Origin of the sequence: Paenarthrobacter sp. MSM-2-10-13 (genome assembly GCF_011605365.1) — a bacterium.
Taxonomy (GTDB): domain Bacteria; phylum Actinomycetota; class Actinomycetes; order Actinomycetales; family Micrococcaceae; genus Arthrobacter.
In genome coordinates, this window is sequence record NZ_JAAOXO010000005.1 from 162354 (window position 1) to 183996 (window position 21643).

At 62.2% G+C, this 21643-nt stretch carries 22 protein-coding genes; 11 read left to right on the forward strand and 11 right to left on the reverse strand.

Annotated features, from left to right (window positions below):
• Positions 1 to 105: 105 nt before the first annotated feature.
• From HAV21_RS12690 to HAV21_RS12700, 3 genes are all read right to left on the reverse strand, one after another.
• On the reverse strand, positions 106 to 1125 hold the full coding sequence (locus HAV21_RS12690; protein ID WP_166841958.1) for a transketolase C-terminal domain-containing protein: 1020 nt from the start codon (positions 1123 to 1125) through the stop codon (positions 106 to 108).
• Complete coding sequence (locus HAV21_RS12695) at positions 1122 to 2015, reverse strand: transketolase (protein ID WP_166841959.1); 894 nt, start codon at positions 2013 to 2015, stop codon at positions 1122 to 1124. Before HAV21_RS12695 ends, HAV21_RS12690 begins: the two co-directional genes overlap by 4 nt.
• A gap of 62 nt (positions 2016 to 2077) precedes the next feature.
• Positions 2078 to 3415, reverse strand: coding sequence for an MFS transporter (locus tag HAV21_RS12700; protein ID WP_166841960.1), 1338 nt, complete (start codon positions 3413 to 3415; stop codon positions 2078 to 2080).
• Between the two features lie 206 nt (positions 3416 to 3621).
• On the opposite strand from HAV21_RS12700, the gene HAV21_RS12705 reads away from it, so the two are divergent.
• Genes HAV21_RS12705 through HAV21_RS12720 form a run of 4 tightly spaced genes read left to right on the forward strand, consistent with a single transcriptional unit; the run spans position 3622 to position 7504 of the window.
• Positions 3622 to 4464 (forward strand): sugar phosphate isomerase/epimerase, encoded by an 843-nt coding sequence (locus HAV21_RS12705; protein WP_166842002.1) that lies wholly within the window; start codon positions 3622 to 3624, stop codon positions 4462 to 4464.
• 22 nt (positions 4465 to 4486) lie between these two features.
• Complete coding sequence (locus tag HAV21_RS12710) at positions 4487 to 5260, forward strand: SDR family NAD(P)-dependent oxidoreductase (protein ID WP_166841961.1); 774 nt, start codon at positions 4487 to 4489, stop codon at positions 5258 to 5260.
• Positions 5261 to 5299: 39 nt separating this feature from the next.
• Entirely contained in the window at positions 5300 to 7036 is a 1737-nt protein-coding gene (locus HAV21_RS12715) for a dihydroxyacetone kinase family protein (RefSeq protein WP_166841962.1), read from the forward strand.
• Positions 7037 to 7045: 9 nt separating this feature from the next.
• Positions 7046 to 7504 carry a ribose-5-phosphate isomerase gene (locus HAV21_RS12720; RefSeq protein WP_166841963.1) on the forward strand — a complete coding sequence of 153 codons (459 nt, stop codon included), beginning with the start codon at positions 7046 to 7048 and terminating at the stop codon, positions 7502 to 7504.
• A gap of 29 nt (positions 7505 to 7533) precedes the next feature.
• Here HAV21_RS12720 and dnaB read toward each other — a convergent pair whose 3' ends face one another.
• The gene (dnaB, locus tag HAV21_RS12725) at positions 7534 to 8922 is read right to left on the reverse strand and encodes a replicative DNA helicase (RefSeq protein WP_017197290.1); all 1389 of its coding nucleotides are present in this window, start codon (positions 8920 to 8922) and stop codon (positions 7534 to 7536) included.
• A 591-nt stretch (positions 8923 to 9513) separates the two neighbouring features.
• Between dnaB and HAV21_RS12730 the strand changes: the two genes are divergently transcribed.
• Together HAV21_RS12730 and HAV21_RS12735 are read left to right on the forward strand one after the other, a co-directional pair.
• Positions 9514 to 9987, forward strand: coding sequence for a hypothetical protein (locus HAV21_RS12730; protein WP_142937382.1), 474 nt, complete (start codon positions 9514 to 9516; stop codon positions 9985 to 9987).
• Positions 9988 to 9994: 7 nt separating this feature from the next.
• Positions 9995 to 10570: a hypothetical protein gene (locus HAV21_RS12735; RefSeq protein ID WP_166841964.1), complete on the forward strand. Its 576-nt coding sequence runs from the start codon at positions 9995 to 9997 to the stop codon at positions 10568 to 10570.
• Positions 10571 to 10573: 3 nt separating this feature from the next.
• Here the strand turns inward: HAV21_RS12735 and HAV21_RS12740 are convergent, their stop codons facing one another.
• The 4 genes from HAV21_RS12740 to HAV21_RS12755 form a co-directional block, all read right to left on the reverse strand.
• Positions 10574 to 10930, reverse strand: a complete 357-nt coding sequence (locus HAV21_RS12740; RefSeq protein WP_250820893.1) for a zf-TFIIB domain-containing protein — start codon at positions 10928 to 10930, stop codon at positions 10574 to 10576.
• A gap of 49 nt (positions 10931 to 10979) precedes the next feature.
• Positions 10980 to 11606, reverse strand: coding sequence for an FMN reductase (locus HAV21_RS12745; protein ID WP_166842003.1), 627 nt, complete (start codon positions 11604 to 11606; stop codon positions 10980 to 10982).
• Between the two features lie 95 nt (positions 11607 to 11701).
• Positions 11702 to 12658 (reverse strand): alpha/beta hydrolase, encoded by a 957-nt coding sequence (locus HAV21_RS12750; RefSeq protein WP_166841966.1) that lies wholly within the window; start codon positions 12656 to 12658, stop codon positions 11702 to 11704.
• Between the two features lie 58 nt (positions 12659 to 12716).
• Positions 12717 to 13793, reverse strand: a complete 1077-nt coding sequence (locus HAV21_RS12755; protein WP_166841967.1) for an alpha/beta hydrolase — start codon at positions 13791 to 13793, stop codon at positions 12717 to 12719.
• 243 nt (positions 13794 to 14036) lie between these two features.
• On the opposite strand from HAV21_RS12755, the gene HAV21_RS12760 reads away from it, so the two are divergent.
• Together HAV21_RS12760 and HAV21_RS12765 are read left to right on the forward strand one after the other, a co-directional pair.
• Positions 14037 to 15287 carry a CaiB/BaiF CoA-transferase family protein gene (locus tag HAV21_RS12760; RefSeq protein WP_166841968.1) on the forward strand — a complete coding sequence of 417 codons (1251 nt, stop codon included), beginning with the start codon at positions 14037 to 14039 and terminating at the stop codon, positions 15285 to 15287.
• Positions 15284 to 16246, forward strand: a complete 963-nt coding sequence (locus HAV21_RS12765) for a hydroxymethylglutaryl-CoA lyase (RefSeq protein WP_166841969.1) — start codon at positions 15284 to 15286, stop codon at positions 16244 to 16246. The genes HAV21_RS12760 and HAV21_RS12765 overlap by 4 nt, the downstream gene beginning before the upstream one ends.
• A 2-nt stretch (positions 16247 to 16248) precedes the next feature.
• On the opposite strand, the gene HAV21_RS12770 is transcribed toward HAV21_RS12765, so the two are convergent.
• Positions 16249 to 16692 carry an SRPBCC family protein gene (locus HAV21_RS12770; RefSeq protein ID WP_142937350.1) on the reverse strand — a complete coding sequence of 148 codons (444 nt, stop codon included), beginning with the start codon at positions 16690 to 16692 and terminating at the stop codon, positions 16249 to 16251.
• A gap of 76 nt (positions 16693 to 16768) precedes the next feature.
• Positions 16769 to 17062, reverse strand: a complete 294-nt coding sequence (locus HAV21_RS12775; RefSeq protein ID WP_142937349.1) for a DUF4287 domain-containing protein — start codon at positions 17060 to 17062, stop codon at positions 16769 to 16771.
• Between the two features lie 616 nt (positions 17063 to 17678).
• On the opposite strand from HAV21_RS12775, the gene HAV21_RS12780 reads away from it, so the two are divergent.
• On the forward strand, positions 17679 to 18566 hold the full coding sequence (locus HAV21_RS12780) for a hypothetical protein (RefSeq protein WP_166841970.1): 888 nt from the start codon (positions 17679 to 17681) through the stop codon (positions 18564 to 18566).
• A gap of 6 nt (positions 18567 to 18572) precedes the next feature.
• On the opposite strand, the gene HAV21_RS12785 is transcribed toward HAV21_RS12780, so the two are convergent.
• On the reverse strand, positions 18573 to 19472 hold the full coding sequence (locus HAV21_RS12785) for a diacylglycerol kinase family protein (protein WP_166841971.1): 900 nt from the start codon (positions 19470 to 19472) through the stop codon (positions 18573 to 18575).
• A gap of 295 nt (positions 19473 to 19767) precedes the next feature.
• Here HAV21_RS12785 and HAV21_RS12795 point away from each other — a divergent pair, with 295 nt between their 5' ends.
• Together HAV21_RS12795 and HAV21_RS12800 are read left to right on the forward strand one after the other, a co-directional pair.
• A complete protein-coding gene (locus HAV21_RS12795) occupies positions 19768 to 20880 on the forward strand; it encodes an acyltransferase (protein ID WP_166841972.1) in 1113 nt (370 codons plus the stop codon).
• Between the two features lie 85 nt (positions 20881 to 20965).
• On the forward strand, positions 20966 to 21643 hold the full coding sequence (locus HAV21_RS12800; protein ID WP_166841973.1) for an ABC transporter ATP-binding protein: 678 nt from the start codon (positions 20966 to 20968) through the stop codon (positions 21641 to 21643).

Sequence of the window (21643 nt, forward strand, 5' to 3'; positions counted from 1 at the left end):
TGGGCGACTGTTAACAGTCGATACTACGGGCGCGTGGGTTTTTGTACAGCTAACGCCCTTTAGAGCGGGTTTTAAGGGCATTAGCTGCACAAAACTCGCGGAAGCCTAGCCGAGTTCGGCCAGGACCTTGGCCACAATCCTGTCGACGGACAGTCCGTAGCGTTCGTGCAGCGTTGGCAGCGCACCGGCGTCGAGGAACTGGTCCGGCAGTCCGATGGGAACCACGCGCTTGCCCAGGCCGGCGGTAACGACGGCGGACGCAACAGTTTCGAACAGACCGCCAACAACGGTGTGGTTTTCCAGCGTGACGGCGAGGCGGTCGGTGTTGAGCTCCGCCAGTACGGTGGCCGCGTCGAAGGGCTTGATGGTGGGGGTGTGCACCACGGAGACGTCCACATTGTGTTTGGCCAGCACATCTGCGGCCTGGAGTGCCCGCATGGTCATCAGACCCGAGGATACGAACACAACATCGTTGCCGCCGCGAAGGACCTTGGCCTTTCCGAGCTCGAAGGTGTAGCCGTATTCATCCAGGACCGTGGGAACGTTGCCGCGAAGCAGGCGCAGGTACGTGGGACCGTCGGAGGCTGCAAGCTGCGGCACTGCCTGCTCTATGTCCACGGAATCGCAGGGATCCACGATTGTCAGGTTGGGCATGCCGCGGAAAATCGCCATATCTTCGGTGGCCTGGTGGCTGGGACCGTACCCGGTGGTGAGGCCGGGGAGTCCGCCAATGATGTTGACGTTGAGGTTTGGCTCTGCGATGTCCAGGCACAGGAAGTCATACGCACGCCGGGCCGCGAACACCGAGTACGTGGACGCGAACGGGATAAGGCCGGTCTCAGCCATGCCGGCTGCCGCACCGAAGAGGAGCTGCTCGGCCATGCCCATCTGGAAGAAGCGGTCCGGGTAGGCCTTGGCGAAGATGTGCATATCCGTGTATTTGCCCAGATCGGCGGTGAGGCCAACAATGCGGGAATCGGCTTCGGCGGCTTTGACCAGCGCATGGCCGAAAGGGGCGGAGGCGGTCTTCTGGCCGGGATCGGCGAAGGACGCAATCATTGCCGAGGTCTTGAGTTTCGGCTTCACGGCAGCCGTGGTGCTGGGGGCTTCGGTGGTGGCGCTCATGAGGCAGCCTTCCCTTCGTATCCTGCAGTCAGCTGCTCACGGCAGATCTGCCACTCGTTTTCTTCGATTCGCATGAAGTGTGCTTTTTCGCGGTTTTCCAGCAGCGGTACACCCCGCCCCACCTTGGTGTCGCAGAGAATCACCGACGGCTGGCCCGAAGCAGCTGAGCGCGTGGCGATGTTGTCGAACGCTGCCAGCAACGCACCGACGTCGTTCCCGTCCACCCGCTGGGTGTACCAACCGAACGATTCCCACTTTTCAGTGACCGGCTCGGTCCGCAGAACGGTGTTGGTGGCACCGTCAGCCTGGAGGGCATTGATGTCCACCATGGCTATCAGGTTGCCCAATTGGTGGTGGTGCGCACCCATGGCAGCCTCCCACGTGGAACCTTCGTCAAGCTCGCCGTCGGAAAGGAAGTTGATCACGCGGGATGCGGAACCCTGCAAGCGCAGGCCCAAGGCCATTCCCACGGCGATGGTGAGTCCGTGGCCCAATGAGCCTCCGGAGATTTCCATGCCCGGGGTGTACGTGGACATGCCGGACATCGGCAGGCGGGAATCGTCGGAACCGTACGTTTCCAGCTCGGCCAGCGGAACGATTCCGGCTTCGGCCAACGCTGCGTAGTGCCCGATCGCGTAGTGCCCCGTAGAGAGCAGGAACCTGTCGCGGCCCTCCCAGTGCGGGTCTTCGGCACGGTAGCTGAGCTGATCGGCGTAGACGGCGGCCAGCATGTCGGCGGCGCCGAGCGCCTGGCCAACATAGCCCTGGCCCTGGACCTCGCCCATGTTCAAGGCGTGGTGGCGCATGCGGTAGGCGGCGGCGCGGATACGGTCAACGCGCTCGGCCGTGGGAGCGGCTACGGGCGCCGCTTCAATTGATGAGAGAGTCACAGGTTTCCTTCCGGAGTCGGGCGCGCACCGATGGGGAGAACGCGCCCGACGTCGAGGGGTGCTTAGGCGTTTATGGTCTGGGGAGTTTTGCTGGCGGCTTCTTCGGCAAGCTGACGCTCACGCTTGCCCCAGGTTTCTTTGGTGATGAGAGCCGCCCATAGGCCGATCGCTGCGTAGACGCTGAACAACAGGGCCGGTCCCATCCAACCCATGCTGACAAACAGCAGGGTGGTGATGAATGGGGTGAAGCCGGAGACCATGGCCGAGATCTGGTAGGCCAGCGAGGCTCCGGAGGAGCGGGTCTTGGCTTGGAAGAGTTCCGGGAACCAGGCGCCCTGCGCACCGGCCAGGGAGTTCTGGCAAACGGCGTAGGCGATCACGATCGTGGCAATGATCAGGAAGAACAAACCGGTGTTGACCAGCATGAACATGGGGATTCCGAAGAGCACGGCGAACGCTGTGGACCAGATGTAGACGGGGCGACGGCCCACCTTATCCGTCAGCTTGCCCCAGAAGTAGGTGGCAAAGATGCCAATGCCGGCGGCGACACAGAGCGCCACCAGGGTCTCGGTTTTGTCCGCCAGATTGTTGGTGTGGAGGTAGGAGATCATGTACGTGACGGACACTGCGTAGCCTGCTGTTTCAGCGATGCGCAGGCCTATGCCGCGGACAATGTTGCGCCAGTCCGTCTTGATGACCTCCACGATGGGGGATTTGACGATGTCGCCCTTGGATTTGACGTCCTCGAATACCGGGGATTCCGGAACCTTGGAACGGATGATCAGGCCTACGGCCACCAGGACAATACTGGCCAGGAACGGTACGCGCCAGGCCCATTCGGAGCCCAGGCCCACGCTGCTCAGGAACACCAGGTTGGCCAGGAGCAGCCCCACTGGGAAGCCGGCCTGCACGATTCCGGTGAACTGACCCTTCTTGCGCCATGGTGCGTGCTCGTAGCTCATCAGGATGGCGCCACCCCATTCGGCGCCAAAGGCGAGGCCTTGGATCACGCGGACCAGTACCAACAGCGCTGGGGCCAAAAGACCCACTTGCTGGTAGGTGGGGAGCAGGCCGATTGCGAAGGTGGCCAGGCCCATGAGGATCAGCGAGGCCACCAGGACGGGCTTACGTCCGAGCTTGTCGCCGAGGTGGCCGCCAATGATGCCACCCAGGGGACGGGCAGCGAAGCCGACGCCGAGGGTCGCGAAGGAGGCCAAGGTGCCTGTTACCGGGTCAGCGCCCGGGAAGAACGCCGTGCCGAAGTACAGCGCGGCGGCCGTGCCGAAGCCGATGAAGTCGTAAGTTTCGATCACTGCGCCAACGCCGGAGCCGACGGCGACGCGCTTTGCATCCTTGGTTCCATGAACCGGACCACGCATGGTCAGAGCTTCATTGCTCATCTGTCTTTTTCCCTTTCGAAGAGTGTGGCGCTTCTTCGGCGACCTCACTGTCGACAGTCAACATAATACGACAACTGTGACGCAGCGCACCAGCAATGTCAACAGTCAACCCTGAAGGTTGACTGTTGACAGTTAACGCAACTAAAGTGGCTTGCATCACTAAGGAGTCCTCACCGATGAGGCTTCGACGTAGAGGATCAATGACGATGTTTCATCAACGACTGGGCTGCTCGTCCATCAGCTTCCGCCACCAGGAACTGGGTGCGGCACTCCACACCATGCAGGGGCTCGGCTTCGAGGAGATCGATCTGGGCGCGCTTCCGGGCGTCTGCGATCATGTGCCGTACGTGCTTGACGCCGAGGCAGTGAAGGCGGTTGCCGCCGTCGTGCGTGAATCGGACCTGCGCGTCCGCTCGGTGAACGGCGACGTCGGCGACCTGAACGCAACGCTCGACGCCGGCGCCCAAGCGGCGCGCGAGAGGCACCTCGAGATGCTGCTCGCCTTGGCAGCCAAGACTGGCGCGAAAGCCTTGGTCCTGCCGTGTGGGGCGATCGATCACGAGCCGCTGCGGAGCTTGGAAGAAGACATCGACGTTGTAGCTGAACAGCTGATTCATGCCTCTGTTCGCGCTAAAGAGTTCGGCATCGAGCTGTGGACTGAATCCCTGCACTTCTACCGGCTGTGCTGGAACGCCGAACGCGCCCAACTCCTGGCCGACCGGCTGACTGGCTCGGAGGTTGGCCTGGTGATGGACTTCAGCCACATCGTGGCCTCCGGAGGGGACCCCGTGGACTTCGTTGACCGCTTCGCATCACGGGTCAAACACGTCCACCTCCGGGATGCCAAGCCTGCCTCCGGGGACCAGCCGGGAAACATCAACCTCAGCATCGGTAACGGAGCGGCCAACTTTGCCGCAGGGTTGGCGGCATTGAGAGGCGCCGGTTACTCCGGCCACTTCTCGCTGGAACTCGAAACCCGGGACGTCACCCACGGCGAGCGCCCGGCCGCTGCCGCCAAGGCAGCCAGCTTCATCACAGACCTCATCTAACAACCACCACCCAAGGAGCACCATGACCACCATCCAGCGCACCGCCGTCCTCACCGGAGCTACCTCCGATCGCGGCATCGGCCTGACCACCGCCCGCCGCTACGCCAACCAGGGCTGGGGCGTAGTCATCCTGGACCTCGACGGCGAGAAGTCCGCCAAGGTTGCTGCGGAGATCGCCAACGAATTCAACGTCCCCGCCTTCGGCTATGAAATCGACGTCGCCAATGAGGCGTCCGTCATCGCTGCCCAGGCCGCCGTTGCCGCAGAGGTTGCCGCCGGGAACCTCCCGCCCGTGGGCGCACTGGCCAACATTGCCGGCATCACCTCTCCCGTTCCCTTCCTGGAAACCACACTTGAGCTGTGGCACAAAGTCATGGACGTCAACGCCACGGGAACCTACCTGGTTACCAAGGCCTTCCTGCCGGACATGATTGCCAACGGCTGGGGCCGGATCGTGAACATGTCCTCGGTCTCCGCCCAGCGCGGCGGCGGCGTGTTCGGCAAGGTTCCCTACTCCGCAGCCAAGGCCGCCATCCTGGGCTTCACCAAGGCACTCGCCCGCGAAATCGGGGAGACCGGCGTGACCGTCAACGCCATCACCCCCGGTGCAGTGGACACGAACATCCGCGTCGGCAGCACCGATGAGCAGGAAGCCGCCATCAACGCCGGCATCCCGCTGGGCCGCAACGCCACCACGGAGGAAGTAGCCGCCGTCATCACGTTCCTCTCCTCGGAAGACTCCGCGTACCTTACCGGAACCACCATCGACATCAACGGCGGCAGCCACATCCACTAAGCCCCTCCCCCAGTCCGAAATCCAGAACCAGGACCCACCATGACCAGAATCTTCAACGATCCCGCCGACTTCGCCGACGAAGCCCTCGCTGGCTTCTGCGATGCCCACTCGGACCTCGTCCGCCAGGTGGAAGGTGGCGCAGTGCGCCGCAGCCGCCCCTCAGCGCCCAAGGTTGCCGTCATCACCGGTGGCGGCTCCGGGCACTACCCTGCCTTTGCCGGCATCATCGGTCCGGGATTCGCCGACGGCGCCGTGGTGGGAAACATCTTCACCTCGCCTTCCGCCCAGCAGGCTTACTCGGTGGCGAAGGCAGCCAATTCCGGAGCGGGAGTGGTGTTCACTTACGGGAACTACGCCGGCGACGTGATGAATTTCGGCATGGCGACCGAGCGCCTGAATGCTGAGGGCATCCCGACGGAGAACGTGCTGGTCACGGACGACATCGCCAGCGCCTCCCCCGACGAGATCGAGAAGCGCCGCGGCATAGCCGGGGACTTCGTGGTCTTCAAAGTCATGGGAGCTGCTGCCGAAGCCGGGCTGGACCTCCACTCCGTGGTTCGCTTGGGGCGCAAGGCGAATGAGTTCACCCGAACCATTGGCACGGCATTCAGCGGCTGCACCTTCCCCGGCGCCGAGCAGCCTCTGTTCCGCCTTCCCGAGGGACAGATGGGCTTGGGTCTTGGTATCCACGGCGAACCTGGGCTGTTCGATACCGAGCTGCCATCCGCCGTCGAGCTTGGCCGGGAACTGGTGCGACGCGTGCTGGCCGAGACGCCTGTGGGCGCTTCCACCCGCCTGGCCGTGCTCCTCAACGGCCTGGGCTCCACCAAGCACGAAGAACTCTTTGTCCTCTGGCGGACCGTGGCTCCCTTGCTGCGCGAGGCCGGTTACACGCTGGTCATGCCGGAGGTGGGCGAGCTGGTGACGAGCCTGGACATGGCCGGTGCCTCGTTGACGCTGACGTGGCTGGATGACGAACTGGAGGAGTACTGGACCGCTCCAGCGCTAACACCTGCATACCGTCGCGGTGCGGTGGGGTTCGCTGCCGCTTCCTCTGACACCGCGGAAGCTGAGACGGACAACGTTGCCGCTGCGGACTACTCCTCCACAGCCGAGTCCCGCGCATACGCTGCCCAGTGTCTTCGAGCCTTGGACACGACGGCCACGCTGCTCCGCGATTCCGAATCAATCCTCGGGGACATGGACGCAATCGCCGGCGACGGCGATCACGGCCGTGGCATGGTTCGCGGATCAGCAGCCGCTCTGGAAGCAGCAACCGTGGCCCTTGAGCGTGGCGCAGGTGCCGGCTCGCTACTGGCCGCTGCCGGCGATGCGTGGGCAGATAAGGCCGGCGGCACGTCGGGCGTCCTCTGGGGTGCCGGACTGCGCGCCTTAGGCGAACGGTTGGGGGACGCAGAAACCCCGACGCCGGACGTCCTAGCCCAGTCTGTTCGAGCTTTCGCGGACCGCATCGCGAGCCTCGGGAAAGCCGACATCGGCGACAAGACCATGATGGATGCCCTGCTTCCGTTCGCGTCCTCACTGGAGGACCGCATCTCCTCCGGCGCTGTTGCGGAGGACGCTTGGGCAGCTGCCGCAGCCGACGCTACAGCGGCTGCTGCGTCCACCGCGGAACTTCGCCCCCTCAAGGGTCGGGCCCGGCCGCTGGCCGAAAAGAGCATCGGCACGCCGGATCCCGGGGCGACGTCGCTCGCCATGGTGTTCGCCGCCGTCGGGCCCCATTTCACAGCCGTTCCCGTTGCAGCAACCCACTAGGAGAATTTCATGCGCATCATTGTGGGCGCCGACGAAGCCGGCGTTGATTACAAAGACCGAATCATGGCCGATCTTGAGGCCGACTCCAGGATCACCGAAGTGATCGACATCGGAGTGAACCGCGCGGACGAGGACTTCACCAGGCCCTACCCCTACGTGGGCATCGCCGCCGGTGAAATGATCCGGGACGGCAAGGCTGACAGGGCCATCCTTTTCTGCGGCACAGGCATTGGTGTGGCGATCGCAGCCAACAAGGTCCCGGGTATCCGTGCCACGGCTGCCCATGATTCGTTCTCCGTGGAGAGGTCCATCCTGTCCAACGACTGCCAGGTCCTCACCATGGGCCAACGCGTTGTGGGCGTGGAACTGGCCCGTCGCTTGGCCAAGGAATGGATCGGCTACGCGTTCGATCCCGAATCCGGGTCGGCCGCCAAGGTGAAGGTACTCATGGACTTCGAGGGCTGCTGAAAAGCTCTTCCCAGGCCGGGCAGTAGGGGCTAGAAGCCGCCGCCACCCGCCCCGGTTTCACCGGCCATGTTGGCAAAGCGGGAGTAATGGCCCTGGAATGCCACCACGATGTCCTTGGTGGGACCGTTACGGTGCTTGGCGATGAGGATGTCAGCTTCGCCTGCGCGCGGTGACTCTTTGTCGTAGACGTCCTCACGGTGGAGCAGGATCACCATATCGGCGTCCTGCTCAATGGAGCCGGATTCACGGAGGTCGGACACCATGGGGCGCTTGTCCTGGCGCTGCTCGGAACCACGGTTCAGCTGCGACAGGGCAATGACGGGAACCTGGAGCTCCTTGGCGAGCAGCTTGAGCGCACGCGAGAACTCGGAAACTTCCTGCTGGCGCGATTCCACCTTTTTGCCGGAGCTCATGAGCTGGAGGTAGTCGAGGATCACGAGCTTGAGGTCGTGCTGTTGCTTGAGGCGGCGGCACTTGGCGCGGATTTCCATGAGGGACATGTTGGGGCTGTCATCAATGAACAACGGAGCATCGTTCATGCGGCCCATGGTGGTGGCGATCTTGGACCATTGCTCGTCCTTGATGGTGCCCTTGCGGAGATCCTGCAGGCCAATGGTCGCTTCTGCTGAGAGAAGACGCATCGCAATTTCGTTCCGGCCCATTTCCAAGGAGAACATGACCGTGGCCAGGTTGTTCTTGATGGCAGCGGAGCGGGCAAAGTCCAGCGCGAACGTGGACTTACCCACGGCAGGACGGGCGGCGATAACGATCATCTGGCCCGGGTGGAGTCCGTGCGTCAGTTCGTCCAGTTCGTAGAAGCCGGTGGGAACGCCGGTCATGCCCTCGCCGCGGTGACCCGAAGCTTCGATCTCGTCCACGGTGGACTCCATGACGTCCTTCAACGCCACGTAATCCTCGGCAGTACGCTTTTCCGCCACCGCGTACACCTCGGCCTGCGCCTGGTTGACGAGGTCTTCCACCTCGCCGTCCTGGCCGTAGCCCATCTGGACGATTTTGGTGCCGGCGTTAACAAGGCGCCGTAGCACCGCACGCTCTGCAACGATCTCAGCGTAGTAGCCTGCGTTGGCCGCCGTTGGCACGGTCTGAATGAGCTCGTGGAGGTAGGCGGGGCCGCCGATACGGTTGATCTCACCACGCTTGGTCAGTTCATCCGAGACGGTGACGGCGTCAGCGGGTTCACCGCGGCCGTAGAGGTCAATGATGGACTCATAGATGGTCTCGTGGGCGGGACGGTAGAAGTCGTGTCCGCGAACGATCTCCACGACGTCGGCAATTGCGTCCTTGGACAGCATCATTCCACCGAGCACCGACTGTTCAGCGGGGATGTCCTGGGGAGGTTTCCGGCTCGAGTCCGAAGCGCGTGAGCCCTCGATTGAGTCCAAGTGCGTTACTGACAAAGCCGTCCTCCATTTGTGTGCCGCTGTAGAGCTGAACTCCCTGGCGGCCCGTAAAGCGCAGTGCGTGGCCAAGTGTCCGCCTGGTGCATCTCACGATGTCACGCAGGCCCGACAGAATAGCCGCGTCCACAGGTTATCCACAGTGGCTTCCATGGGCTCTTCTCAAGTGGTGACTTTTTGGAAGCCCAGGAAACACTTTCGCGGGATATTCGTGCCCAAAATGGACACTCCAGACACGTTACAGCAGGTGCTTCACACCCCCTGTGGATAACCTGTGGAATACCAGCCAGAGGTTGTGCACAGACTGTGCGTTACCCTGTGGATAGAGAATTTCTTTCACGGGAAATAAGGCTCTGACCTGCGGAAACACTTCCCACACGCTGTGGACGCGAGAAAGTTTTGCCAGCAATTAATCCACAGACACTACAGCTCCGGGGGTCATCCAAGGACGGAAAATCCGGTGATACATACTCGAAATGTGATGCATCTTACAAAACCGTCTTTAATTTGACAGAGATCTCTCAGAAGCCTATGCCGGAAGTGGAATGTGCTGTGGATAACCAAGTTCTGGCATAAGCTCTAGGCATGGGGATGAACTTTGGTGACGTACTGACGATTGTCCTTCCGCTTCTTGTCCTCGTGGGCCTGCTGTGGGCGCTCACGGCAGCCTTCAAGCCGCGCGATACCGGCCTTTCCGACGCCGAGAGGTATCAACGCGAACTGGCGGCACGTTCCGCTGCCCACCAAGCGTCCCAAGTGCGGGAGGCACTGGCCCTTCGCGCCCGCATAGATGCCACTACCAAGCCGAGCCAGAACGAGGCCAGCCATCGCGAGCAGGTGGAGAACAGCAGGACGGCCATTCAGGCACAGGCTGCGCGGTCTCACGCTGCCGGACAAACGGGACACCAACCAGCAGTGCTCCCCAACGGTCAACTGAACCCTCAACTGGCCTTCGAGTTACAAAACCTGGTCCGCAGCGGTAAAAAGATCGAGGCCATCAAAGTCCTCCGCCAGGCCACCCATTCAGATTTGCTTACTGCCAAGAACTACGTAGATCGGCTATGACGACGCCATGGATTCCATCCTCATCCCGCTCCTGATCCTCGTTGCGGTCATTGCGGGAGTGCTCCTGCTTATTCGCTCTTTCACCAAGCGCTCCGTCGAAAGCAAGGCCGACTTCGCAGCGGCGAATGCACCCAAGGACGCGGTTGAGTTGGCCAGAGAGTCTGCAGCGAAGCTGAATCAAGAGCAGCACAGGCAGCTCTACTCGCTCATTGCCCAGGGACAGGGCATGGCGGCCATCAAGCTTTACCTGCAGGCGACTGGAGAGGGCCTGCGGGCCTCGCGTGACGCCGTCGGCGCACTGGCGGCGCACCCCCAGCCGTTCACTCCGGAAGCCACACCCAAAGATTTGATTGCCGACGACGACGACGAGCCTGAACGTTTCCCCTACAGGTACAGGGCAATCGTCAGTAAGGGCGATGTCACCCGGGAAGTGAGCAGCAACATGCTCAACGACGAGATTTACGGTCGTATCCGCACGCTGGCAAAGAGCGGCGATGTTGAGGGCGCGGCACTTGCTTTGACGCGCCACTCAGACATCAACATCAAGCAGGCCCGCGAGTTCATTGAGCTGTTGGACGACTAAAAGCTAGAAGTCGAACAAGTCCCCCAGGAAACCTTCCTTCTTCTTGCGCTTGCGGCCGTACTGGTCGCGACCATAGCCGTCGCGTCGGTCGTCATCCCTCCGGTCGTAGTCGCGCCTATCCCTATCGTCGTACCGCGGCTGCTGTGGCCGGGACTCGAAGGGGTTGTAGATGGGCGGGGGCGCGATCGGCGGCTGGGACGGTGCGGCGGCAGGCCGGGCAGGGGCTGGAATGGTCTCCGCAGCGACCCGGTCAATGATCTTGTCCAGCTCCCCGCGATCCAGCCACACGCCCCTGCACTGCGGGCAGTAGTCGATCTCCACGCCGCTTCGTTCGCTCATCACCAGGTCAATGGAATCCACAGGACATTTCATGTTTGCCCCAACGATCGGCCCTGGCAATTAGTTCGTCCTATCTGCCTGCCGAGATTCCGGCAAGCAACTGTTCAAACGGCAGCGACTCAAGTGCATCGTTCTTCCGGTGCGGCTGGGAACCGCTCAATAGTTGCACGAGTTCACCGGCCGCTCGGTCTACGCGCACCGACAGGGGCGAGGCGCCGTCGTCGGTGTTTCCCCAGTCCTGCGGCCCCGCGAAGACGCCGGTGGCCGCAATCCTGGTGCGCAGGTAGCTGAACAGGGGACGCATTGCGTAGTCGAGGACCATCTGGTGGCGGTCGGTGCCGCCTGTGGCGCCCAGCAGCACGGCTTTGCCGTCCAACGACTTCGGGTCCAGGACGTCGATGAACGACTTGAACAGGCCGCTGTAAGAGGCGCTGAAGACGGGGCTGACGGCGATGATGGCGTCAGAATCCTCGACGCCGGCAATCACGTCCGCCAGGCGCGGTGCGGCATAGCCGGTGACGAAGTTGTTGGCGATGTCCACTGCGAGGTCGCGCAGTTCAACGACGTCAATCTTCGCGTCGTACCCGGCCGCGCGCAGTTGCCGTTCGGTGGAGGCGGCCAGCTGGTCGGCCAGCAAGCGGCTCGACGACGGGACGCCGAGTCCGGCGGAAAGTACGGTGATGCGGCGGGTTTCCATGGCATTCTCCTGTTGCTCGTTCATCCAGCTTACATGCATTTGCATCTAAATCACTGAACAGGTGATGAGTCAGAAGTATTCCCGCGGCGTCTTGGCTACTCCTTGAGCTGCATCAGAAACGCCACGGTTGCCGCGGAAATCTGCTCTTGGGCAACGCCCCGATCCACAGAGGGTTCGCCGTCGCCGGGCTGCGCACCGTAGCTTCCGAAGAACGCGTGATTCCCGCCTCGGATTTCAACGAAGGTGGCATCGGCGGGCAGCAACTCACGGGAGGCGTCGATCTTCGCCGGCGTGCTGAGGCCATCTTCGGTGCCGGAAATGGACAGAACCTGCAGTCCCGACCGGTCACGCAAGGAGTCCAAAGGGTAGGAGGCGTAGAGCAGCAAGCCATCCACATCTTTGTTTCCCAGAGCAAAAGAGCTCGCGCTCACCCCTCCCAGTGAGTGGCCACCCACCGTCCATGTGGAGATCTCAGGATGGTCAGCCATGGCCCCGCGCGCTTGGTTTCCGTCCAGCAGACTGAGATTCAGGGGCGTCTTGAGAATCACCACGAGGACCCCGGCGTCCACCGCTGGCTTGAGGATGTCCGCATACGCCCGCGCTTCAACGCGAGCGCCCGGATAGAAAACGAGCCCCTTGGTGACTGCTGCCCCGGCCGGCTTCATGGTGATGGCTGTGGGCGATTCCACCATGGATCCGGCCAGCGATCCCGCTTCAGCCGCTTCGGAGGCCTGGTATGCGAAGGGATTCAGCCACGCCAGCATGGCCACAAGTGCCAGCACGCCGACGCGCGCGGCCCACGCACCCACAGCCCTGGCCAAGGACGGCTTCGAGGAGCTACGGCGTCGACGCCACAGCAAAATACCCCAGAGAACTCCGACGGCGGCGGCCGTCACCAGGAGCGACGGCAGGAGCGGATGACCACGCAGTACGGCCGGATTTCCCAGCAGCATCCACCCCGGAACTAGGACCAACGCGGCCACGCACACGGCGGAAACCCAGAACAAGACCGGTAGGCGCTTGTCTGCGGTGACCTGTAAGGAGGAAGTCATTCCTCAAGAATAGTTCCATCATGGAGATAAATTGAAGTCCGCTAGGGTTCTGCCGTGCTCAACGCCTCAGCGCGTGCTCGGACAGGAAGTCGAACGTCTTGTCCCGCGCCTCACGGGCCTCGGCAAAGTTCAAATGGAACTGATACTCATGAGGTAGCTCGGGCTGGTGAGTGGCCGGCCAGAACAGCTCGGTCACCGGAACTCCCGCATCCTTCAGCCGGTTGCTGTAGGGAACCGACTGGAGCCACGTGAGCCCGTCACCATTGCCGCCGCTGATGAACGTGGGAGGGAAGTCGTCGGTCACGAAATCGATGGTGGACATGGTGGCCCCGGCGTAGGTAGCGGACCAGTCCTTGGTGCCCGTGTAGGCCCACAGTGACGTCTTGAATCCCCAGGCCACAATCCCGTTGAGATCCGCCATGGCCCTGAGGTCGTACACGCCGCAATGCAGGATGGTGGCAGCCAGATCCGATTTCTGGAGCGCGGGCTGAATTCCCATCAGATTGGCATACCCGGGGTTTACGGTGAGCGTGGTCATCTGGCTGGCGAGCTGGGCGCCGGCGGAGTCACCGGCCAGAACTATGCGGCTGGCGTCCACGTTCAGCTCGGCGGCATGGGCCTTGATATAGGCGAGAGCTTCGTTGATGTCCCGCACCGCCGTGGGGTAGGTGGCCTCCGGTGCGATGGGGTAGCTCATGCCGATGGTGGTGTAGCCCTCGGCCGCGATGATCTTCAGGTACGGATTCACGTCGCGCTGCGCTCCTGAAATCCAAGCGCCACCGTGAATCCACACCACAGTGGGAAGTGCCGCCGTGGTGCCTTGAGGACTAAAGACATCAAAGGTGGATCCGGGCTTGTAGACCACCCCTTCTTGGGTTTGCAGCGGCGTATCCGGAACGTATGGAGTCATTTCGTCAATGGTTGCCTGTGCTCCGCGCTCAAAAACAGCACGGATCAGCAGCGCCGAGGGCCACGGAGTAGCTGAAAGGGCCAGCGCGACTACCAGCACCAGCAGGATCGCCAACTCAAGCTTCCGTTGCCGCGTGGAGCCCTTTCGCTTGTTGCTGGAACGTAGGCCCGTACGTGCCGGCTCATCCTGCCTCGTACTGGCTTGGTTCGATTCCAACGGCCCCATCACACACTCCCCCGGTCGGCGTACCTCTGGACCATGCTAAGGCGGAGGGTCGTCCCCGAGGGTCAGGACAGCGGCCGCGCCGCCGCCAGCGGAACCCCTCACCGCCGTCGAACGTCATAACGACCATCCACCGCGTGTAACCCACGACGCCTTCTAGCGCCTGCAGTCACTTTTGAGCCAGAGTGTAGGGGTGCACTCACATCGGCGCGCCCACCGCCTATCCGCCCCGCACGAAAGAAGACCATGACACACCAAACAATCGCCCCTCTGGACGGCGTCCGGGTTCTGGAGCTCGGCAACTACATCGCCGCGCCCACGGCAGGCAGGCTGCTGGCCGACTTCGGAGCTGAAGTCATCAAGGTGGAGCGGCCCGGAACCGGCGACGAACTACGCAACTGGCGCCTGCACAAGGGCAACACGTCCATGCTGTACCGCACCCTGAACCGCAACAAAAAGTCAGTGGTCCTGGATCTCCGCACGGATGCGGGCAAGCAGGCAGTGCTGGAGCTCGTAGCCAAATGCGACATCCTTCTGGAGAACTTCCGTCCCGGCACCCTGGAAAGGTGGGGTTTGGGGCCCGAGGTTCTCAACGACGCGAACCCGGACCTCATCGTCACCCGCATCTCTGCCTTCGGGCAGACGGGACCGCTGTCGCAGCGGCCTGGTTTCGCCGCCGTCGCCGAAGCCTACGGAGGGTTCCGCAACCTGGTAGGCGACCCGGACCGCGCGCCGGTGCGGGTGGGCGTCTCCATCGGAGACTCAATCGCGGGCCTGTACGCCGCCTTCGGTTCCATGATGAGCCTGTACCAGCGTGAAGCACGACGCCGGGACTCGGCTGGCGCTGTTCCGCTCACCGAGCGCATCATCGACGTCGCGTTGAACGAGGCCATGTTCTCCATGATGGAGTCACTGATCCCTGACTACCAGGCATACGGCGTGGACCGGCAGCGCGTCGGTGGCCGCATGGAGGGCATCGCTCCGTCCAACGCCTACGTGTGCAAGGACGGCGCGAGCATTGTGGTGGCCGGTAACGGGGATTCGATCTACCAGCGGTACATGCAGACCATTGGTCGCCCTGACCTCGCAGAAGACCCTTCCCTGCAGACAAACGCCGGGCGCTGGGCCAAGCGTGAAGAGTTGGACCAGGCCATCGGCGAGTGGGCAGCCACGCTGTTAGGCGCCGAGGCCCTCGAAGCCCTCGAAGCCGCCGGTGTTCCCGCCGGTCCCATCTACACCGCGGCGGACATCAGCACGGACAGCCAGTACGCCGCCCGCAACATGATCCAGAAGTTCGACGTTTCCACCGGCGAGGAAATCCTCCCCGGCGTCGGATTCCCCGGCATTGTTCCCGTGATCGGAGACCAGTCCCTGCCCATCCGAAACCTCGGCCCCGACCTGGGCGAAAACACGCAGGAAATCCTTGGCGGACTCCTCACCATGGATGCAGCGCAGATCAATGCGGCTTCCGGCCGCGAGGAGGCCCTCCGACCATGAACCGCTTCGAAAGCCCCCTGGCATCCACGCTGGGCAACGTCATCCTCAGGGACGTCACCCTGCGCGACGGACTCCAACTCACCGGCAAACTCCTGCCCACGGACCAGAAGATCGAAACCGTGCGGGAACTGCTGCGGCTGGGCGTTCCCGCCATCGAGCTCGGCTCCATGGCCCGCGCCGACCTTGTCCCCACCATGGCCAACACACTCGAAGTAGTCCGGGCCCTCACCCCAGAAGAACTGGAGAAATGCTGGATCTGGGTAGCCACACCAGGCCACGTAGCCAAAGCATCAGCAGCTGGTGCGCGGAACTTCCAGTACTGCCTGTCAGCCTCCGACTCCCACAACAAGGCGAACATCGGGCGGACCACTGATGAGAGCCTGGCCGCCCTGCCCGAAGCTGTTGCGTACACTCGCGCAGTGAACGGCCAGATCCAGCTGTGCATCGCAACGTCCTTCACCTGCCCGTTCGAAGGTTACGTTCCGGAGGAGCGCATTCTTTCGATCGCCAACGACCCCCGGGCCGAGGGCACCACGGACATCGTCATCTGCGACACCCTGGGGCAAGCCATTCCAGCGCAGGTAGCCCGCCTGATCACCCGGGTCCGGGACGAGTCCCCCGCCCGGCGAATCGTCTATCACGGCCACGACACCTGGGGCCTGGGCGTGGCCAACACACTTGCCGCCATCCAAGCCGGTGCTGCAATGGTGGACGGGGCCCTCGGCGGACTGGGCGGCTGCCCGTTCGCACCCGGCGCCAGCGGCAACACCTCCAGCGAGGACATCCTCTTCGCAACCCGGCCCGAGTGGCTCACCCCGGATGTTTTCGGGGAGCTCGTAGTCCTGTCCGAGAAGCTGCTTGCCGAACTGGGCGAACCGAACCGCTCCAAGGCAGCCGAAGGCGCGAGGTCCAAGGCAGCGGCCTTTGACTGGGTTAAGCCGTCGCGCTACACCACCTAGTCCTACCTGCCTGCCCCACCAGCGGCCATCAGTTCGAGGCGCTTCAAGGTCTCCCGGTTCCGGACCCCGATGACAGGATCCCGCAGGACCTTGGGAACCACTTTTCCCGGCCCACGCACGGCGTCTTCGGCAATGGAAACACGGCACTGATGGCCACCCAAATCTTCAAGGGTGATCACTATTTTCGCTTCACCCATGGGCCATCCCCGGGCAAGCAGCTCCAGCTTACGGCCGGTCTCCACGGCGGTGACACTGGTGCTGTCATCGATGAGGAAGGGCCAAGAGCCCACGGAATGATGCAGCTTGGCACCTGGCTGGGGCCATGCCGCGTCCACGGAGCGGATTCGGGAGGCACCCACCACCCAGCCTGTATAGAGCCAGCCATCCTCGATCACTTTCCATACGTCCGCGGCGGGGCTTTTGAACAACTGGGTCACTATGGACATGGTGGTCCTCTCTGCGTGCTCACCAGGATGGCTTGATTAACCTAAGCATGCTTAGCGTCAGCATGTCACAGGGGCATTAAGGAGTGGGCTTGCTCGCCTTGCCATCCAACCAGAGAGTGTACGATTCGTCGCGGTGCGTGCCGTCCGATCCCACATGCTTGCTGTCAATCCGCGGCCCCTTCTTGATGACATGCACCAACGCCATTCCGTGACCGCGTCCAAGATCGTAGTCCGCTTTGAGCCATTCAAGAATCGCCCCGGCCTTCACCGAAGGGTCTTTGAAGCCCTTGGTGTCTGCTATTTCAACCAACTGACGCGGAGTGAGACCGGTCTTGTCTTCAATAGCGTCAAGGTAAGCCTGGAATGACATCAGGGTGGCCTTTCGTCCGGAAATCAACGAGCAGAATTCTGCGTGCGTGCGGTCATCTTACCCAGCTCAAGGCAACAGATCATGCCCATGTAGGCTGGGATCGGCAAAATGGGGGAATCAGTGGCTGAACCGGGCAAAACTCAAACACGTCCGCGCTTAGGATGCTTTGCCGTGCTCCTTATTGGAGTGGTCTTGTTTGCATGGGTGTGCTCCATCCTCTGGACAGGAATAGACGAGGGCGCCGTTCCACCGGATTCAGCATTTCCCTCGATTCCCGGCCCCAGTCAACCAAGGGCTGTTTCCACTGAATGTGGATCGGGTGGTTGTTGGCGGGAAATGGCAGTAGAGGTCGAAGCACCGCATACTGCCGAATCCCTGGCAGCCGAAATGGGCCTGGCTTCGCACCGTTGCGGGGCAGCAAACTTGTGGACTCTAAGAAAAACCTGCACCGGAATCGCCCATAGCAGTGCGGGGAAGCTATGGATCTCCTTGTCATATTCGCCTCTTATTTCAGAGTACTAGCCGCGAAGCGGATACCGGGCAAGAGCGGACCGCGGAAGGGCTCCAACTGGTTGGCCCGGAGCCTCCTACTCGTCCGCGCCCCTACACTGATCGCATGACGTGCCGGCGGTGGCTTTTCCTTGCGGCGGGTCTGGCTCTGGCCATGACCATGCCATTTCTGGCCGCCTGCAGCTCCGGCAGTACCGGCTCTCCCTCCGGCAGCGGGAGTACCCAGCCCGTGGCTGTGGAGATCAACCAGTCCCGGGACCAATACGGAAAACAGGCCATCCTGCTGCAGCTCACCAACACCACGGATTCGCCAATAACTGTGACTGTGGCGCAGCTGCAATCCCCGCTGTTCCAAGGTGACATCGCCTGGAAGCCTTCTGCTGGCGGCCTCGAACTGCCGCCGCGTCAGCCGAAGAGCCTGCCCGCAATACTGCCCGCGGCCTCCTGCGAAGTATCAGAAGGCACAACAACAGCACTTAACGCCAGGATCACCTACGCAGAACCGGGCAAGGAGCCCGTGGAGGCCAGCACCAACGCTTCCGATCCCTTCGGCGTCCTTTCCAGAAACGCCGGCGAGCTGTGCCTGGCATCGGAGGCCGCCGCCGTCGCTGTCATGGTCCTGGACCCCGCGCTGGAGGTTGCCGCTGACGGCCGCACCGCCGTCGTACGCCTTCTCATCACGCCGGCCACGCCGGGGACTGACCCGGGAAGCCTCACTATCGAGTCATTTGAGGAGACCACCTTGCTGGCGCAATCTCCGGCAGACCCCTGGCCGGCACATCTCGCCGTGGGCGCGCGCAAACAGGAACTACCTCTTACTATCCGGCCCGCCCGCTGCGATCCCCACGCTGTTGCTGAAGACAAGGTGGGCACCCTCCTGCCGCTGAGGGTGACCGTTGGTGACCGGAGGGGCGTGCTGAAGATTGCGGCCTCGAATGAACTGCGCGGCCGGATTTATGACTTCGTTACGGCCGCCTGTGCCCCGGCAGGCTAGAGGTGCCTAGCCGAGGGTAGCCAACGCCCCGGGAGCACACTCCACCCTGACCTTGACGTTAGCCTCCACGGACTTGACCTCGCCGTCCATTTGATACGGCAGCGGCTTGAGCGTGGTGAATTCATAGCTGCTCACGCTCGGCTGATCACCAAGGCCCTGGGTGGTGGCCTTTAGCGCGGTCAGCAGAACACGCCACTTGGGCATGTGCGGAAAAGTGATGACTTCAAACTTTCCGTCGGACGGGTGATCCTCTGCCTCACTCAAAGTGGCGTACTTGGCCATTTCATTGATGTTGGCGAACACCAGGCTGTCGAACTTCCGGCGCTTTCCATCCGCCAGGCGGATGCCGAAAGGCTCGAACTTGGAAAAGGTCTGGATCACGGTGACCATTTCCTTGAGAGCACCCTTACTGCCCTTTTCCAGTTCGGTGGCCACCACCGGGGTCAGGCCAAATCCGATGTAGGAATGCGCGTATTCATAGGGCGCATCATCATTCTGACCCGTGTGAATACGAAGAAGATCGATGTTGTGGACGCGGCCCTCCACAATGGCCTCTTCCAACGGCTTGGTGCCAATGATCCGGCTATGGTCGTTGGCGTTGCCTGCAGCCAAAACCGCGGAAACGGCTCGCGGATTCTCCGCCTGCATGACGCCGTTGACAACCTCGTTGTACCCCCCATCGCCGCTGACGGAGACCACCAGGACGTCGCCGCCCTTTGAGGCCGCCTCACGCGCCAGGTCCACAGCATGCCCGGCATGCTCAGTGGGCTGAAGTGTAATTTCGGACTGGTACGTGAGCAGCTGCTTGAGCTTGTCGTGCAGCTGCTGTGCGAGCTCAGGTGCGTCCCCGGTGCTGTTGGGGTTGTAGATGATGACAATCGACTCAAAGGTCCGTGCAGTATCCATATGTGCTCCTCCTAGATGCGCCCGCTTAACTTCTACCCAATGCGCTGGGCGTCAATCAGGTGCCGGTGGAGTGAGTGAGGTAGGGGCGGCCAGCCCTCATGTGCCCGTCCAGCTCTTTGAGTTTGCCACGATAGGCGGCCACGGAGAAGTCGGGCACTAACCACACGCCTTTACGCAGGTCCACACCACCGCGCTGCGTAGACCAAATAGATGGTGTGAACGGACCAAACCCCCTGGTCCGTTCACACTATTTAGACGATTGGCGTGAACCTGCCGTGATGTCTCAAGGCAGGCAGTGAAGCCTGAAAAGGGATCCGTGGAAAAGCTTGAGTCGTCCTTCTTGTCCGCCCGGTACTGGCCGCAGCTAGACGGGCTCCGAACCGTCAGCATCGCAATAGTCCTCGTCTCTCACATGAGCGACCCCCACATCTGGGGATTTCTCAACGGGTCAATGGGAGTGACTCTTTTCTTTGTGATCAGCGGTTTCCTGATCACATCGCTCCTGATCCGCGAGGAACGCCGACGTGGCCGGGTGTCGATCTTTCAGTTCTATGTAAGAAGGGCCTTTCGCATCCTGCCGCTTTATTACATTGCGCTTTCAACGGCCGCAGTGGGCGTCTTCGTGTTCGGCCTGGGTGAGGGTCCGGTCAAATTTGCGGAGCGGTTACCGCTCCTGGCAACGTTCAATGGGGATCTCGCCAGCGGTGGCAGCTTTGTCCACAGTTGGTCGCTTGGCATCGAGGAAAAGTTCTACATCGTGTGGCCGTTCCTTATGTTCGCCATACCGCTGATAAGAAGGCATCGACTGGCCACGGCCAGCGTTTTGCTCGTCCTCGCCTCCGCGGCCAGTTACTTTGAAGGTGCGCGATACTTCGGGATTTACACCGCCATTCTTGCCGGTTGCGTCCTTGGCCTCACCATGCACACCCACCGGGGATTCAAGATGGTGTCAAAGCTCGCGCACCCCGGAGTGGCTGCCGCGCTCATACCTGTAGCTATCACCGCCTACATTCTTGACCCGGTCCTCCCCGGCGGCGCCGAGAGCGGCAATGCGCACGTCCTGTTCTCCTTCACCGTTGCGCTTCTTTTCCCTTCATTCATCCTTGCTACCTCGCCCCTCACAAGGTTGCTGAGCTGGAAGCCTGTAGCTTTCCTGGGGACCAGGACGTATGCGATCTACCTTTTCCACCCTTTCTGCATCGACGTGGTGAGCATGGCTATCCCTGCTGACCAACGAAATTTTGGGCTCGCTATTGTCAGGCTGGTCCTAGCCGCCGCCATGTCATTCGGTGTTGCAGAGGTACTGGCCCGTACCGTCGAACAGCCGCTGATTCTGTTAGGGAAGCGGTTGACATCCACCGCGAGGCGCACGAATGCCCCGTACTCAGTACCCGCCAACAAGGCCTAAACAGGCATCTCTTCTTCTCCGCCGCGAAGTGGGCAGCACCTTTGGCTATCAGAGGGTGACGCAATCCCGCCGGTAGGGTTGCACCATGGGGACAGTATTGGAGGCCGAAAGGCTGCTGGTTGGCTATGCCGGGTCGCCGGTTTGCGGCGAAGTGACCGCGACGGTGGACGCTGGTGAAGTCCTGGGAATGGTAGGCGTCAACGGCGCCGGAAAGTCCACGGTGGCCCGGACCATTGCGGGACGGCAGAGCGCCCTGGCCGGAGACATAAAGGTCCACGGCCTCCTCATTGATCCGGACGCGGTACCGTTCCGTCGGCACGTCTCCGCAGTTTTCGACGACGATCTCTTCTTCCCGTCACTCACAGTCCGCGAGCATTTGCTCCTCATTGCCCGTGGGCACTCCCTGGATGACCCTGAAGCTCGCGTTGAAGAAGAACTGGACTTCTTTGGGCTCCTGGGCAGGGCCCACGCCATTCCGGATGCGTTGTCCTCCGGCCAGCGCCGCAGGTTACTGCTTGCCGCCGGGCTCATCCGCCCGTCGTCGCTCCTTATCCTGGATGAGCCGGAACAGCGGCTGGATCCCAAGATGCGCGACGCCCTGGTGGATCGAATCGCCGCGCATGCCCAAGACGGTGGTGCCGTGGTCCTGGTGACCCACGATCCGCAACTGCTGCTCGCCACGGCCACCACGTGTTTGGTCATTGACGAGGAAGTCCAGGAGTTCCACCCCGAGCAGGGGGCCTCGATCATTGCCGGATCCTGA

What these genes read in the sequence shown, in the direction of transcription:
- HAV21_RS12690 (WP_166841958.1), bottom strand. Translation starts at nt 1,125, where the DNA reads ATGAGCGCCACCACCGAAGCCCCCAGCACCACGGCTGCCGTGAAGCCG.
- HAV21_RS12700 (WP_166841960.1), bottom strand. Translation starts at nt 3,415, where the DNA reads ATGAGCAATGAAGCTCTGACCATGCGTGGTCCGGTTCATGGAACCAAG.
- HAV21_RS12705 (WP_166842002.1), top strand. Translation starts at nt 3,622, where the DNA reads ATGTTTCATCAACGACTGGGCTGCTCGTCCATCAGCTTCCGCCACCAG.
- HAV21_RS12710 (WP_166841961.1), top strand. Translation starts at nt 4,487, where the DNA reads ATGACCACCATCCAGCGCACCGCCGTCCTCACCGGAGCTACCTCCGAT.
- HAV21_RS12715 (WP_166841962.1), top strand. Translation starts at nt 5,300, where the DNA reads ATGACCAGAATCTTCAACGATCCCGCCGACTTCGCCGACGAAGCCCTC.
- HAV21_RS12720 (WP_166841963.1), top strand. Translation starts at nt 7,046, where the DNA reads ATGCGCATCATTGTGGGCGCCGACGAAGCCGGCGTTGATTACAAAGAC.
- HAV21_RS12730 (WP_142937382.1), top strand. Translation starts at nt 9,514, where the DNA reads ATGAACTTTGGTGACGTACTGACGATTGTCCTTCCGCTTCTTGTCCTC.
- HAV21_RS12735 (WP_166841964.1), top strand. Translation starts at nt 9,995, where the DNA reads ATGGATTCCATCCTCATCCCGCTCCTGATCCTCGTTGCGGTCATTGCG.
- HAV21_RS12745 (WP_166842003.1), bottom strand. Translation starts at nt 11,606, where the DNA reads ATGGAAACCCGCCGCATCACCGTACTTTCCGCCGGACTCGGCGTCCCG.
- HAV21_RS12750 (WP_166841966.1), bottom strand. Translation starts at nt 12,658, where the DNA reads ATGACTTCCTCCTTACAGGTCACCGCAGACAAGCGCCTACCGGTCTTG.
- HAV21_RS12755 (WP_166841967.1), bottom strand. Translation starts at nt 13,793, where the DNA reads ATGGGGCCGTTGGAATCGAACCAAGCCAGTACGAGGCAGGATGAGCCG.
- HAV21_RS12760 (WP_166841968.1), top strand. Translation starts at nt 14,037, where the DNA reads ATGACACACCAAACAATCGCCCCTCTGGACGGCGTCCGGGTTCTGGAG.
- HAV21_RS12765 (WP_166841969.1), top strand. Translation starts at nt 15,284, where the DNA reads ATGAACCGCTTCGAAAGCCCCCTGGCATCCACGCTGGGCAACGTCATC.
- HAV21_RS12770 (WP_142937350.1), bottom strand. Translation starts at nt 16,692, where the DNA reads ATGTCCATAGTGACCCAGTTGTTCAAAAGCCCCGCCGCGGACGTATGG.
- HAV21_RS12775 (WP_142937349.1), bottom strand. Translation starts at nt 17,062, where the DNA reads ATGTCATTCCAGGCTTACCTTGACGCTATTGAAGACAAGACCGGTCTC.
- HAV21_RS12780 (WP_166841970.1), top strand. Translation starts at nt 17,679, where the DNA reads ATGACGTGCCGGCGGTGGCTTTTCCTTGCGGCGGGTCTGGCTCTGGCC.
- HAV21_RS12785 (WP_166841971.1), bottom strand. Translation starts at nt 19,472, where the DNA reads ATGGATACTGCACGGACCTTTGAGTCGATTGTCATCATCTACAACCCC.
- HAV21_RS12800 (WP_166841973.1), top strand. Translation starts at nt 20,966, where the DNA reads ATGGGGACAGTATTGGAGGCCGAAAGGCTGCTGGTTGGCTATGCCGGG.